This is a genomic window from Vibrio sp. 1078-1 (genome assembly GCF_033340475.1).
On sequence record NZ_JAWOWM010000002.1, the window covers coordinates 695,917 to 711,597 of the forward strand.

Genomic DNA, 15,681 nt, shown 5'->3' on the forward strand with positions numbered 1-15,681 from the left:
TTTATACTACGCGTGCGTTACTAGCCAACAGTTATGAATCTGTTTATTACGCGTAAAATCTAATGGTAACGTTTGAGAAGAAATATTCTGAGCCTTCAAACCCAATTCAGCGAGTGATTCTTCATCCATCTTGAAATGACGTTTGTTATTTGAAAATACGATTGTGCCTTCACTTCTCAGTAAACGTTTGAGATTCTTCATCAGCTTAATGTGGTCACGTTGTACATCGAATGATGTTTCCATACGCTTAGAGTTAGAGAACGTAGGTGGGTCAATAAAGATCAAGTCGTACTCACCTTCTGCGTTTTCTAGCCATTGCAAACAGTCCGCTTGTTCATATTTATGTTGGCGCCCTACACAGCCATTAAGCTGCATATTGTCTTTCGCCCAATTCAAGTAGGTGTTTGACATATCGACAGTTGTAGTGGACCGCGCACCACCAACTGCAGCGTGCACTGTTGCACTACCAGTGTAAGCAAACAAGTTAAGGAAATCTTTACCCTGTGCCATTTCGCCAAGACGACGACGAGTGATCTTATGATCCAAGAACAGGCCTGTGTCTAGGTAGTCATGGAGGTTCACGATCAGCTTCACACCGTACTCGTTTACTTCGAGCGTCTCTGATACCTGACCTAATTTTTGGTACTGGCTTCGACCTTTCTGCTTCTCACGAACTTTCAGTACAACTTTGTTCGCTTCGACACCGGTCACCTGAATCGTCGCACGGATAATGTCCGTTAGACGACGCTTGGCTTTTTCTTCAGGGATGTTCTTAGGTGCTGCGTACTCTTGAATCACAATTTGATCGCCGTACACGTCGATCGCTACGTTGTATTCTGGAAGGTCTGCATCGTAGATACGATAGCAGTCTAGTTTCTCTTTACGCGCCCACTTGCCAATCTTGCCAATGTTTTTCTTCAAACGGTTTGAGAAGTCTGGTGCGATTTGAACGTTAGTATCTGCACCTTTAACTTCATCAGCGCTGCGCTCGGCAATGCTGTAGTTCTTTTGGTGACACGGTAACGCACCGTTGTTCAATTTAAACTGTTTATCAGCGCGCATACGAAGGCAACTCAAGAGCTCGTCTGAGCTAGAGAAGATAGATGCTTTACATCCGCCAAACTCAGATTTTAGCTGTCCACCGAATGCGGTATATAGCGCAATCAGCCCCGGCTCAGTTCCTAGACGCTCACCGTAAGGTGGGTTTGAAACGATAACACCGTGTTCAAATCCTGCGGGACGAGTAATAGTTGCAGCATCACCTTGCGCAAACTCAATCAACTCTTCAACACCTGCTCTGCGGGCGTTTTCTTGAGCAACTTTTAATACTTTGGAGTCGTTATCGAATCCAAAAAACTTAGCGTCAACTTTCTTGACACCTCGTCTAGCTTGAACATTAGCCTCTGATTTAATCTCAGCCCAGGTCTCCGGTTCAAAATCTTCCAAAACTTCGAAGCCCCATTGTTTGCGCTTAACGCCAGGTGCCATGTTGGCTGCCATCATTGCCGCTTCAATAAGCAAAGTACCAGAACCACACATTGGATCGAGTAATGGTTGATGCCCATCCCAGCCACAACGCATGATAATCGCAGAAGCAAGCGTTTCACGTAATGGCGCACGACCCGATTCTGGTCGATAACCACGCTGATGAAGACCACTACCTACCATGTCTATCCCAAGCAACGCTTTATCTTTATGCAAACGAACGTGAATACGAATATCTGGGCGTTCTTTGCTGATATTAGGACGTGGCAAGCCTTTATTCTCAAAGCAATCTACGATGCCATCTTTGACCTTCATAGCTCCGTATTGGCTATTTCTAATCTCACGGTTTGTGCCGTTAAAGTCCACAACAAAGCGTTTAGAGCTATGAAATTGGTTAACCCAGTTAATAGTGGAAGTGGATAGATACAAGTCCATGTCGTTGTTACACGTGAACTCAGATAAAACACGTACAAATCGAGACGCTAAACGGCTCCACAAACAACAGCGATAAACCTGTTCGTTTGTCGCTTTAAATTTTACGCCTGCCTGTACTGGTTTCGCATTTTCAATGCCTAGTTTAGTCAGTTCTTCAACAAGCAAATTTTCCATGCCATTTGAAGTTACCGCGAGATATTGATTCATAGTGTTCTTTCGCTGATAAAAAATGGCTTCAATTATACCTGACTTTACGATCAATGCCTCGTTTTTAAAGGTATTTTCCCACCCGTTAGTTCAAATCATCACCACTCAAATGATCTAAAACTTTCAACATCTTTAGTTTGAATGTTTTTCATTCATGAACGTATTTTGTTTCCTTTAGAAGAAGTGAATACTTATTTACATGCATTTTGGTGTATACCAGTCGTGATTGGTTGATGTAAATTACTTACAAATGCCCTTTATAGGGGAATAAATAGGGTTGTTTTAGGCGCTAGGTTGCCTAATTAAAGGAGTAATCAAATTGAAATAAGTAAAATAAAAGTGACCAGCTTCATGTTTGCATGCATAGAAAACAAACAGTTTCATGGTCTTTCGGATTGGAGTGTCAGAGGAAAGGACAAAAAAAATCGACCCAATAAGGTCGATTAAGGCAAACAAAGGAACGAAATAAAGAAAAATTAAACCGCTTTAACCCACCATTGCCATAGGGGTCATTGCAAAGAGGTGATTTGCACAAGCCATGCGATCATGCATTACTTTAATCGGCTGCCCAAATTGAAGCGCCTTATTGCCATCAAGAACGAAGGCTTCTTGGTTAACATAAGCACATAAGCTCGATGTTTCGCCTGGTTCTAGAACGATGAACATACCATCAGAATATTGATTTGTGAGAAAGACCATGTCCCCTTCTTGAGGTTCATAATCAGAGGACTGTGCATCGAAGAACCAGCTCTTAGGCTGTACAGGTTTATGAAAACGCTTTGCAGCAACACAATACAGTGTTAATTCAGCTTGGCGATATTCACTGATATCGAGACAGCGAATGCGCTCATTAAACGTTTGAAATGCGCTGGCGTCATCAACGGTAAATTCACTGTTTGAGAAGGCACAGTTAACCAACAATTTTCGGGATAGATTGGTTTGGAAAATCATTTCCTCCCCCAGATCCAGCATTAAGCAAGCTTTTTGCTCGTCAAAATACCAATTCCATTTGTCGCTGGGTTTAAGCATTATTCCGTTCTCTCTTGACTAGTTAAATCAGTGGTAAAGAGGTAAGACGCTTAATTACCTACTCGTGATTTTTAAATTCTACAAACGAACGGATAAAAAAAAAGAGGAAACAAAGTCCTCTTTTTTATGTAACAGGTACTGATTTTTCAGTAGTTTTTGATGTATATGTTAAAGATTCTTAACAATATCACGTACGAGACCTGGGCCGTGGTAAATAAAGCCAGTGTAGACTTGAACAAGCTTAGCGCCTGCCATGATCTTTTCTTTGGCTGCAACATAGGAATCTACACCACCAACACCGATAATTGGAAGTTTGTCTCCAAGCTCTTCATGAAGCTTACGTACGACCTCCGTAGAGCGTGATTGCACAGGGCGACCACTCAAGCCACCTGCCTCATTGGCGTGTTTCATCCCTTCTACGATCGTGCGATCCAAAGTTGTGTTAGTCGCGATCACACCATCTATATTGTTTTTCAATAAAGAATCGCAAATTTGGCAGATTTCATCGTCACTTAAATCTGGCGCAATCTTTAATGCTAACGGGACGTACTTGTTGTACTTCTCTGATAACTCCGCTTGTTTCGCCTTTAATTCGGAAAGCAGTTCATCAAGGGCTTCACCATATTGAAGTGAACGAAGACCTGGAGTGTTTGGCGATGAGATGTTTACTGCAATATAGCCAGCATACTCATACACTTTTTCCATACAAATCAGGTAGTCCTCTGCCCCTTTCTCAATTGGCGTATCTTTATTTTTACCGATATTAATTCCGAGAACACAATTGAATTTTGCTCGTTTAACATTCTCGATCAAATTATCAACGCCTAGGTTATTAAAGCCCATGCGGTTGATGATCCCTTCTGCTTCCACTAAACGGAATAGGCGTGGTTTATCATTACCTGGTTGTGGTCGTGGCGTTACAGTGCCGACTTCGACAAAGCCAAAGCCCATGGCATCAAATGCTTCAATACATTCGCCGTTTTTATCTAAACCAGCCGCAAGACCAACAGGGTTACGGAATGTTAGACCCATACACTCAACTGGACGAGTTGGTAACTGTTGGCGGTAAAAGAGATCAAGTGGTGTGCCGTTAAAGCGTTGGAAGTTCTTGATTGCAAGATCATGTGCCTTCTCGGCATCGAGTTGGAAAAAGCCAGTTCTGGCTAGACGGTAAAGCATTGTGCCTCCGAAAGAAAAAAGCCCCGTATAAACGGGACAATATTATTTACCGTTTTTCATCGTAATTCAATGAAAATGAACGTAATAAGTAAAAACCTATATCTTTATAAGATTTTCAAATATAAAACAAACAATTACAATCAAGTTTCTGCGATAAAAATCGTAACTAACCGCTTAAAAGCAATCGATTTCACTCTGTTTTAATTTCAACTCAATGTGACAATGTAACTATTTTCGTTCCAAATGTGAATAATAGATAATAAAAAGCCCCGTTAAATAACGAGGCTTTTACTTATGACTTGATTATTCCACTACTCTTTCGATGAGCAGTTGAGGTTTAAAAGTACTAGCTCTCGAAGTGCTACAGAGAACTTAGCAAATTCGTGTACTGAGCCAACTTTGAACTCGTTTAAGATACTCTCCCAGCGGTGCAACGATTGCTCGTTAGTTTCAATCCAATCTTCTAACGCAGCCATCACGTCAAGCTCTTCGGTTGAGCAGCCACAAGTCAGTACCTGAGCGGTAAGTTGACGTTGTTGCCAGTCCAGATCTTCACGGAATGCCGCTCTTGCAAGTGCTTGCCAGTTGTTATCAACGGCTTGGCTATTAATTTGCTTCAAGAACCAATGCAACGATAAACGGTCACCCAAGTTAAAGTAGAGTTTCGATGCTTGCTCAACCGTTTTACCTGTTTCACTTGCTACTGATGAAATATCCAGTGCAGATTGTAAGCTTGATAAGCGGGCAACTTGGTGAGCGAGTTTCTCTTCAACCCCTTTCTCTATCCAACCTTGAGCCAACTCATTGTGTTCTTCAACTTCAGACTCAACTAACATAGTGTCTAGGGTTTCAGTGATAACATTGACATCTTGCTTGTAGATAGCAATCAACTCACCGACCGTGCATTTGCCGCTACGGTTACGAAGCAACCAGCGTGCAATTCGACGCAGTGCTCGGCGCACGTAAAACATAATTTCGTATTGAGCTTGCGCTGTCGCAACGTTATCAAGTTTGCGAGTTTGCTTGAGGATTTCTTCTAAATCAAAGATTTCTCTAGCCGCACTGTAAGCGTTGGCAATATCGACAACACTTGCACCAGTTTCTTCTTGCAAACGAGTAACGAAGTTACAGCCCATTTCATTAACCATCTGGTTAGCCAATGCTGTAGCGATAATTTCAGCTCGCAGTGGGTGATTAACCATTTGATCTTTATAGTTACGTCGTAACGCACTTGGGAAATATTCAACAAGTTGTTTTGCATGGAATTCATCATTTGCGATTTCATCCGTAACAAGTTGCTGTTTAAGTACCATTTTACCGTAGGCAACTAACACTGATAGCTCAGGGCGAGTCAGACCTAGTCCCTGTTTTTCACGCTCGATTAGCGTTTCATCATCAGGAATGTATTCGAGAGCACGGTCCAAGTACCCTGCTTTCTCCATAGTGTGGATGAATCGAATTTGCTCCTTAACAATGCCAACACCTTGCTGTTCAGTAACAGAGATCGACTCCGACTGACGGTAAGCATCATCCAAGACAATTTCACCCACTTCGTCTTCCATAGACTCTAGAATTTGGTTACGTTGCTTAACCGTAAGATCGCCATTTGAAACCAGTCCATTGAGGAAGATCTTGATGTTGACTTCATTATCCGAACAGTCAACGCCACCTACGTTATCAACGAAGTCCGTGTTCACTCGACCGCCAGTTAGTGCGTATTCGATACGACCAAGCTGAGTCATACCCAAGTTACCACCTTCGCCAACCACTTTGGCTCTTAAGTCACGGCCGTCAATGCGCAGCATGTCGTTAGCACGGTCACCAACATCTGTATGAGTTTCTGTTGATGATTTAACGTAAGTGCCGATACCACCGTTCCAAAGAAGATCGACTTTCATTTTCAAGATCATCTTTATCAGATCGTTAGGCGCTAAAGATGCTTTCTTCGTACCTAACATTTTCTGAATTTCTGGCGTCAACTGGATCGATTTTGATCGACGAGAGAAGATGCCACCACCTTGAGAGATCAAGTCTTTGTTGTAATCTTCCCAGCTTGATCTTGGCAAATTAAACAAGCGGTTACGCTCTTCCCAGCTGCTGGCTGAATCTGGATTTGGATCAATAAAGATGTGCATGTGGTTAAACGCAGCTTGCAATCGAATATGCTTCGATAACAGCATACCGTTACCGAACACGTCACCTGCCATATCACCTACACCGATTGCAGTAAAATCAGTGGTCTGACAGTTGATGCCCATTTCACGGAAGTGACGTTTAACAGATTCCCAACCACCTTTTGCGGTGATTCCCATTGCTTTGTGATCGTAACCGTTTGAACCACCTGAAGCGAATGCGTCACCTAGCCAGAAGTTGTATTCTGCAGAAACAGAGTTTGCCAAATCTGAGAAGGTTGCTGTGCCTTTATCGGCAGCCACTACTAGATATGGGTCATCTTCATCGTGACGAACAACGTTTTGTGGTGGTACCACCTCTCCTTCAATGATGTTATCTGACACATCTAGCAGTGCACGGATAAAGCGTTTGTAACAACGCTGACCTTCCGCAAAAATTTCATCACGAGTGGTGAGAGATGGCTGGCGTTTACAAACGAAGCCGCCTTTTGCACCAACTGGTACAATTACAGTGTTCTTAACCTGTTGCGCTTTTACTAAGCCAAGAATCTCCGTACGGAAGTCTTCTTGACGATCTGACCAACGCAAACCACCACGAGCCACTTTTCCACCACGAAGGTGAACACCTTCAATATCTGGTGCGTAAACAAAGATCTCGAATGCAGGTACAGGCTGCGGAATCTCAGGAATATCGCTTGGCTTCATTTTCAAAGATAACCAAGGCTTAGGCTGCTTATTCTCGTCTACTTGGTAGTAGTTGGTACGAAGCGTCGCCATGATCATTTCAATATAACGACGAATAATACGATCATCATCCAAGCTCTCTACACGATCCAACTGCTCTGTTAGCTTTTTAATTAGATCGTTTTGGCCTTTCTCGCTGCCTTTGTGTTTCGGATCAAATCGCTTGGTGAACAGCTTGACTAGACCTGTCGCTAAGTCTGGGTAGTGGCTTAGCGTGTCTTCGATGTACTGCTGACTGAATGGGAAGCCGACTTGGCGCATGTATCGTGCGTAAGCGCGAAGAATGGAAATCTCACGGCCAGATAAAGACGCACCTAATAACAATCGGTTGAAACCATCACTTTCAAGATTACCCGCCCAAATGGCAGCAAATGCTTGTTGGAAACGATCACGAGCTTCACGAAGGTCAACGGTTTTCTCGCTCTTATGCAGCATAGAGAAGTCAAGGATCCAGAAAGTCTGACCGTTGTTTTTCTCGATCTCATATGGCGATTCGCCAATCACACGCAAACCAAGGTTTTCCAACATCGGCATTACGTCAGAAAGGTGAATTGGTTCATCGCGATGATATAACTTTAAGCGGACAGCTTTGGAATCTGCTCCCTCTTCTTGAGGTCGGTAGAACAACATACCAAGTTTATTATCATCACTTAACGCTTCTAAGCGCTCGATATCTGCAACCGCAGAACCTGGCATCATGTCCTCTTTGTATGAGCGAGGGAACGCACTCATATATTCTTTTGAAAGAGGAAGGCCTTTACTTTCACCAAAGTTAGCAATGATGGATTCTTTTAGTCTGTCATCCCAAGAGGTAGAAACTTCCATTAGATTTTGCTCGATCTTTTTCACGTCTACGTCAATGTTGTTATTGTCTACACGAACAATGTAATGTGTTCTCGCTAGTGGGCTTTCTGAGAAGTACGTTGTAAATTCAACCTCTTGCTCGCAACCAAAGTACTGCTTAAGAATGCGTTGAGTTTGACGACGCAATTCTGTGTTGTAACGATCTTTAGTGACATAAACCATGCAACTGAAGAAACGACCAAATGGGTCTTTACGAACAAACAAACGCAGCAAGTCACGATCTTGCATTTGTACAACACCCATTCCCACCTCAAGCAGCTCTTCTTCATTAGCTTGAAGCAACTCGTCGCGTGGGTAGTTTTCTAAGATATTGTGCAATGCTTTGTATGAGTATGATCCGTGACGGTATCCACTTGCTTCAAGGATACGGTCAACTTTTTCACGGATCAAAGGAATACTTTGTACCGCTTGGTTGTAAACGGCGGAGGTATATAAACCAGTAAAGCGATGCTCACCTATTACTTTACCGTTTTCATCAAACTTCTTAATACCGATGTAATCAGTATAAGCTGGACGGTGGATACGAGATGCTTTGTTACCTTTGGTGATGATCAGAGCGTATGGTTTTTTCGCTTCTAATCGCGCTGAATCTGATAATTCAGAGAGCTTGACGCTACGCACGCGCTTGTCATCAGCAAACAGACCTAGTCCTTTTTCTTTAGCAGGAACAAGTTCGGTATCACCATTGACCTCTTTTAAGTCATAATCTTTATAACCCATAAAGGTAAAGTTATGATCTTCTAGCCAACGAAGAAATGCGATCGTTTCATCCATACGATCAGTTTGGATAGAAACACGATCTTTATTTTTCTCAAGTTCATCAGTAACAAACTTAAGCTTATCAACCATCTGCTTCCAGTCATCAACGACTAAGCGAGTATCAGATAGAATTCTTAACAGCTCTTCTTTAAGCGCTTGCATCTCGTCTTTACTAGTAAGGCGGTCTACCTCTATGTGGAAAAGTGATTGAAGAACACCACCCTCACCGTTTACGTCTGTAACTTGGCCTTTTTTATCACGCTGAATCTGTGTTGGGTTATTCAACATTAGGTGACAAACAAGATCCAAACGTGCTAAAGCCATTTTGACTGAGTCCACTAAGAATGGACTATCTGGAACAACAATTTCTACGATTGTGTGTGTGGATTGCCAGCCTTGACGACTTACGGTCGGGTTAAATACTCGAACCGAAATCTCTTCTGGTTTTTTTTCATTGATATGGTGCCAAAGGCTAACGACAGCACCATAAAGGTCGGATTCGTTTCGCTGAATTAGATCATCATCAGCAATGTTACTGAATAAGTGTTGAGCAAGTTTAGTTACAAGCGTTTGGTGAGAAAGCTCGAGTTTGTCTTGAATCAGTTGGTAAACCTTTTCAAGCAGAACCGGCACTACATTTTCACGCGCGGTCATATTCACACTCCACATTAGAATTGTTGTTTTGTAGGGGGACTTAGTAGCTAGGTTGTTACCTTAGAAACTAAGCATAGGTAATGCATGTGCCCATTGTAAAAGCATAATTACAAATGTTTAACAACTAATCGTAGTGGTAAGAGGTGAAATGTCCGATTCTGTGACTAAGATTCCTATTTAACTCTCTGCAAATACAATACATCACAGAGTTTCTAACTTAAGAAACTTATTATTTTGGTCAGTTGTTAGTCTAAACTGGCCTCTAACGCCCAATTGACTAAGAAATGGTCTAAATCTCGCGGCGGGTAACTGCAAACGCAAACCGTTGTGTGTGACAACTTGAACAACACTTGCCGCACCAGAATAATGAGATAAAAACGTTTGATATGAAATGTTGAGATTGAAGTAGTAATAGTTCATGAAGTGAAAACTAAGTGACATAAACAAATAAGGTGGTCTAAATGACCACCCTATTGTGTTGTTTACTATTCGTCTAGTGCTTTAGTCACTTTTTCGAATAGATCTTTAGCAAGATTATCCATTGCTTTGAGCTTTTCAAGTTCTGCACGAATCATTGCTTGGCGAGCTTCATCGTATTTACGGAACTTAAGCAAAGGATCAATCATTCGAGAAGCTACTTGTGGGTTCGAATCATTTAGTTGGCGAAGAATTTCACCGGCAAACTGGTAACCTACACCGGATTTATCATGGAAACGTACAGGGTTCGCACTTAAGAACGAGCCAATTAAGCTGCGCGTACGGTTCGGATTTTTCAAACTAAATGCTTCGTGGTTCATGGTTGCTTTTACTTTTTCAAGAGCATCCTCTGCAGGATTGCTACCTTGAAGTGCAAACCACTTATCCATAACCAAACCATCGTGCTTCCATTTATCGCTATAATCAGCCATAAGTGCTTCACGACACTCGAGCTGAGCGTTATTTGCAGCACTCATCGCAGCAATCGTATCTGTCATGTTATTTGCAGATGCGTACTGCGCGTTGACTAAATCATTACCTTTTTCCGTATGTGCTAGGTACTGAAGGCAACGGTTACGTAAAGCACGCTTACCAATAGCAGCATGGTCGATCGTATACTCTGTTTGCTTAAGCGTGTGATAAGTTGCACTTAGCTCATCTTCTAACTCTTTAGAAAGTGACACTGTAATGCTGTTTAGCACTTTGTCTACGGCATCGATATCAATTTGCTGGTACCAACCAGTAATCTCATTGATTGAAGGCATAGAGAAAACTTGAGCAATGAAAGCTGGCTCAAGCGTTTCATCCAACAGCACACCGCGGAAAGCATCTATCACACCTTCAGAAAGCGATACTTCTTGTCCCGCTTGAACGTTTTTCACATTCTGACGAATGTATTTAGCCAATAGCATTTGGCTAGCGTCCCATCGAGCAAAATCGTTCGTTGCGTGCTTCATCAAGAAGACTAACTCGTCATCGCTGTAATCGTATTCTAATTTGACTGGTGCCGAGAATTCACGCAACAAAGATGGCACTGGCTGTTCTTCGACATTTTCAAATACGAACGTTTGCTTATCTTGTTTAATATCCAGCACGTTATGAACAGATTCACCGTTAATTATCAGTGGGATAACTCGACCTTTCGAATCATACAACTCGATATCGAACGGAATATGCAGCGCTTGTTTTTCTGCTTGGTCTTGCGTCGGCTCCGTAAATTGCTCTACCGTTAGTGCGTAAGTTTTTGCATCAGCGTTGTATTCGCTATTTACGCGTAGCGTTGGTGTACCCGATTGGCTGTACCACAAACGGAACTGTTTTAAATCAACACCGGTGGCATCTTCCATTGCAGAAACAAAGTCTTCACACGTCGCGGCGGTACCATCGTGACGTTCAAAATAAAGTTTCATTCCTTTTTGGAAGCCCTCTTCGCCAAGGAGTGTATGGTACATGCGAATAACTTCGCTGCCCTTTTCATACACCGTTAGCGTGTAGAAGTTATTCATCTCAATGACTTTGTCAGGACGAATCGGGTGAGACATTGGGCTTGCATCTTCCGCAAATTGAGGACCACGAATAATACGTACGTTATCAATACGGTTATCAGCACGAGAACCTAAGTCAGAAGAGAATTCTTGGTCACGGAATACGGTTAAGCCTTCTTTTAGACTTAGTTGGAACCAGTCACGACAAGTGACACGGTTGCCAGTCCAGTTGTGGAAGTACTCATGACCGATCACAGCTTCGATACCTAAATAGTCACGATCTGTCGCAGTTTGATCGTTCGCCAGAACATATTTTGAGTTAAAAATGTTCAAGCCTTTGTTTTCCATTGCACCCATGTTGAAGAAATCAACAGCAACGATCATATAAATATCCAGATCGTATTCCAGGCCAAAGCGTTCCTCATCCCACTTCATCGAGTTGATCAAAGATGTCATCGCATGACCTGCACGATCTAAGTTACCTTTATCAACAAAGATTTCTAAATCAACACTGCGACCTGACATCGTTGTATATTTGTCACGCAATACATCAAAGTCGCCTGCAACAAGGGCGAACAAGTAAGCTGGTTTTGGATGCGGATCCTGCCATTGAACCCAATGACGACCGTTCTCTGCATCACCTTCTGCAATTCGGTTACCATTGCTCAGCAAATATGGGTAAGCCGCTTTATCTGCGATCACTTTTGTTGTGTATTTTGCTAGAACATCCGGACGGTCTAGATAGTACGTGATACGGCGGAAGCCCTCAGCCTCACACTGAGTACAAAATGCGCCGCCTGATTTGTACAAACCTTCGAGTGCTGTATTCGCTTCAGGATCAATTTTGGTGACGATTTCAAGTTCAAACTCGGATGGAAGATCGGTCAGTACCAGCGATGACTCCTTCACCTCGTGATGAGCCCAATCCTCACCATTTACTTTTACAGCGCGTAGCTCAAGCCCTTCGCCATCGAGTTCTAGCGTTGTTGTATCGCCTTTTTGAGCAACTTTTGATACCGCCGTAACGATTGTGTCATTGTCATATAGATCAAAAGTAAGATCGATATCAGTAATCGCATGAGATGGCTCTTTATAATCTTTACGATATTTGGCCAGGGGAGCTTGAGACATGAGCATAAATCCTTGTATGTCGAACAACAAAAATACCAGACTGCATGATCAAAAATGCAGTTCTGGTATCACTATATAAGCTATTTGTAGGGGTTGTGGTATCAGAATACAAGTCTTTCCATCAAAAAACGGAGCTTTTAGTGCTCTAGCTCCGTTTTTTGATTAACATTTAAACAACATTAATGACTTACCGTACGCACGCGTAATTTGGCGCATGTTAAAGGCATCATGGCGTAACTCTATTGAGTACGGCGTACATATCACCATTGGAATCTTCGATCGTTAGCTCATTCTTGTTGAGCTTATACGTGGTTCCATGCTCGCCATTTTCATACAACAGAACCAGAAACTCATCTTCTGTGTAAAACACACCTTGTTTGATGGACTCATCCCCTTCTTCGTTCGAAATCCTAAACATGAACACGAAATCAGGTTGAAGTATCAAATCCATCTGATTAATGTTGTTTGCCACAAGACCGTCGCCAGATACGTGAGAGCTAGACCAAATACCTGCAAGTGAATTGGATAATCCCTTAGTGAATGTTACACCATTAAGATCAAGCGTATTATGGTTGTTGCGATAGGCATAAATTTGAGGCTCGTCGGTGTTTAAACCAAGAACGATGGTGTCTTCATTTGCGTTATACAGCCCTTCCCAATGGTCAACGGAATAGTCTTTCTTTTGAATATCAATAGAAAAGCTGTAGTCCGAACCTAATGAGAGTTTGATCGCGCGAAAGTTTTCAGCCGACTCTTCGGGGTTTGGGTTCATTAAATACCAGTCTCCGATGAGAAACGGCGTGTCAAAGTGACTTAATTCATCTTCTCTGGTGTTTTCTCCACCAACCACACTAAAGCAGCAAAAGCTAAGTAAAATAAAGAACCACTTCATATCGGCATCCTTATCGTTTTCTTTTAGCTTAGCCAGTAGTCTTCACTTTCGCGAAATTTTAGATGTAGATCACGTAAATTATTGGGAAAAAATAAGCGAATATCTTACTTGATACTCAATACAAACAAAGATGAAAAGACATAAAAAAAGAGTGAGCCTGAAAGACTCACTCTTTTTACTTTGAATTGCCAGTTATTATGACTGATTTTTCTGCTTGAGTAGATCAACCATAATCGCGACAGACTCATCTAAATAAACATCAGGCGCTTCATAATCTTTAGGTATATCATCCAATGTTTTGAATGCTTCCTTACCTAAAGCAGCTTGACGCTCATTGATGCGTTGTAAACGAAGTGCTTCCGCTTTATCCGATTCAGCTTTACGAACTTTTTCGTTCAAAGACAAAGTATTATCGTCTTTTTCTTTACGATATTTCTCGATGTCTTCATTGATAAAGCGGAACTCCATTTCATCAGAAATACGCTTGTTATGAAGAGCAGTAAGTTTTTCAACTAAGGCGTCGTTACTTGGAAACGTTTGATATTGTGCTTTATCAATCTGATCCCAAGGTAAAGCATTGTCTTCAACACTTTCACCTGTTTCAGAAGCCTCAATTGGCGTTGGGTACGAAATATCTGGTGCAACACCACGATTTTGCGTACTTCCACCGTCAATACGATAAAACTTCTGAATCGTGTACTGAACATAACCTAGCTCTTTATCGAAAAGATCGTAAATATGATTCAGTGAACGATGTTGCTGAACTGTACCTTTACCGAAAGAGTTTTCACCTAAGATGATTGCACGATTATAATCTTGCATTGCCGCTGCAAAAATTTCAGATGCTGAAGCACTGTAGCGGTTAATCAATACCGTCAATGGGCCATCATAACTCACTTTTCCATCGGTATCGGCATTCACCTTGATGCGGCCATAGCTGTCACGAACTTGAACTACAGGACCTTCTTTAATGAATAAACCTGTCAATGCCGTCGCTTCTGTTAGCGCACCACCACCATTGTTACGTAGATCAACGATTACGCCGTCAACGTTTTTGGTTTTCAACTCAGCTAGTAATTTATCGGTGTCTTTCGATAAGCCGACGTAGAAACTTGGTACTTCTAAAATACCAATCTTCTTACCGTCTTTTTCGATGATTTCTGACTTAACCGCACGATCTTCTAAGCGAACTTTGTCACGAACAATTGTGACAATGTAACTCTTCGCATCGTTACCTTCTGGCAAGATCTGTAGATTAACCTTTGTGCCTTTAGGGCCTTTGATTAACTGAACAACATCATCCAGACGCCAACCGATCACGTCGACAATTTCTTCACCGTCTTGTCCAACACCAGTGATTCGGTCCCCTTCACCAAGTTGCTTACTCTTTGATGCCGGACCGCCAACAACAAGTGAACGAATTACTGTGTAATCGTCTGTCATTTGCAAAACGGCGCCGATGCCTTCTAGAGAAAGGTTCATTTCCGATTGGAATTGCTCGGCATTACGTGGAGAAAGGTAGCTTGTATGAGGGTCAACCTGTCGCGCGAAGGCATTCATATACAACTGAAATGCGTCTTCATTGTTGGTCTGTGTGATGCGCTTCATCGCGTTGTTATAACGCTTCTCTAAAACTTCTTTAATCTCTGGCCACTCTTTGCCAGTCAGTTTCAGATTTAACGCGTCATATTTCACACGCTTGCGCCACAACTCGTTGAGCTCTGCTTCGTCTTTTGGCCATGCGGCCTCAGAGCGGTCTAACTCTATCTCGTCATCGGTATCAAACTTGATCTCTTCATCGAGTAGAGTTAACGCATAAGCAAAACGATCGAAACGCTTCTGCATTGAGAGGTTGTAAACATCAAAAGCAATTTGGTTGTTGCCCGATTTAAGCTGATCATCAAGCTCGACTGACCAATTTTTAAATGAATCGATGTCTGCTTGAGTGAAAATATTTCTATTGTAATCAAGCAACTCTACATAGCGTTCAAATATCGCTTTAGAGAAATCATCATTGAGGCTGAAGTGCTTATAATGAGAGCGGGTAAATCGCGAGGTGACTCGTTTGCTAGCTGTTTCATGCTGAACTTCAGGAGAAAGAACCGGCAGGTCATCTTTATGTAGTTTGGCTTCAAGAGCCTGAGCTGATGCTGCTAGCCATAAGCTAGCAGCAATCAGGGTCACTTTTGAACGGCAATTCATGCGTAGG

The 15,681-nt window shown here is 42.3% G+C and carries 8 protein-coding genes; all 8 read right to left on the reverse strand.

Features of this window, described 5'->3' with window-relative positions; genetic code table 11:
- Positions 1–6: 6 nt before the first annotated feature.
- The 8 genes from rlmKL to prc all read right to left on the reverse strand — a co-directional run bounded on the left by rlmKL (position 7) and on the right by prc (position 15,674).
- Positions 7–2,127, reverse strand: a complete 2,121-nt coding sequence (rlmKL, locus tag R7190_RS07015) for a bifunctional 23S rRNA (guanine(2069)-N(7))-methyltransferase RlmK/23S rRNA (guanine(2445)-N(2))-methyltransferase RlmL (protein ID WP_186584245.1) — start codon at positions 2,125–2,127, stop codon at positions 7–9.
- 486 nt (positions 2,128–2,613) lie between these two features.
- Positions 2,614–3,156, reverse strand: a complete 543-nt coding sequence (locus R7190_RS07020; protein WP_005377444.1) for a cell division protein ZapC — start codon at positions 3,154–3,156, stop codon at positions 2,614–2,616.
- Between the two features lie 168 nt (positions 3,157–3,324).
- Entirely contained in the window at positions 3,325–4,335 is a 1,011-nt protein-coding gene (gene pyrD / locus R7190_RS07025) for a quinone-dependent dihydroorotate dehydrogenase (protein WP_017634281.1), read from the reverse strand.
- Between the two features lie 311 nt (positions 4,336–4,646).
- Positions 4,647–9,488 carry an NAD-glutamate dehydrogenase gene (locus R7190_RS07030; protein ID WP_005377441.1) on the reverse strand — a complete coding sequence of 1,614 codons (4,842 nt, stop codon included), beginning with the start codon at positions 9,486–9,488 and terminating at the stop codon, positions 4,647–4,649.
- 201 nt (positions 9,489–9,689) lie between these two features.
- Positions 9,690–9,908: a DUF2835 domain-containing protein gene (locus R7190_RS07035; protein ID WP_005377440.1), complete on the reverse strand. Its 219-nt coding sequence runs from the start codon at positions 9,906–9,908 to the stop codon at positions 9,690–9,692.
- A 65-nt stretch (positions 9,909–9,973) separates the two neighbouring features.
- Positions 9,974–12,580, reverse strand: a complete 2,607-nt coding sequence (gene pepN, locus R7190_RS07040; RefSeq protein ID WP_318137532.1) for an aminopeptidase N — start codon at positions 12,578–12,580, stop codon at positions 9,974–9,976.
- 226 nt (positions 12,581–12,806) lie between these two features.
- A complete protein-coding gene (locus R7190_RS07045; RefSeq protein WP_186584239.1) occupies positions 12,807–13,472 on the reverse strand; it encodes a hypothetical protein in 666 nt (221 codons plus the stop codon).
- Between the two features lie 195 nt (positions 13,473–13,667).
- Positions 13,668–15,674, reverse strand: a complete 2,007-nt coding sequence (gene prc, locus R7190_RS07050) for a carboxy terminal-processing peptidase (RefSeq protein ID WP_062730581.1) — start codon at positions 15,672–15,674, stop codon at positions 13,668–13,670.
- Positions 15,675–15,681: the final 7 nt, after the last annotated feature.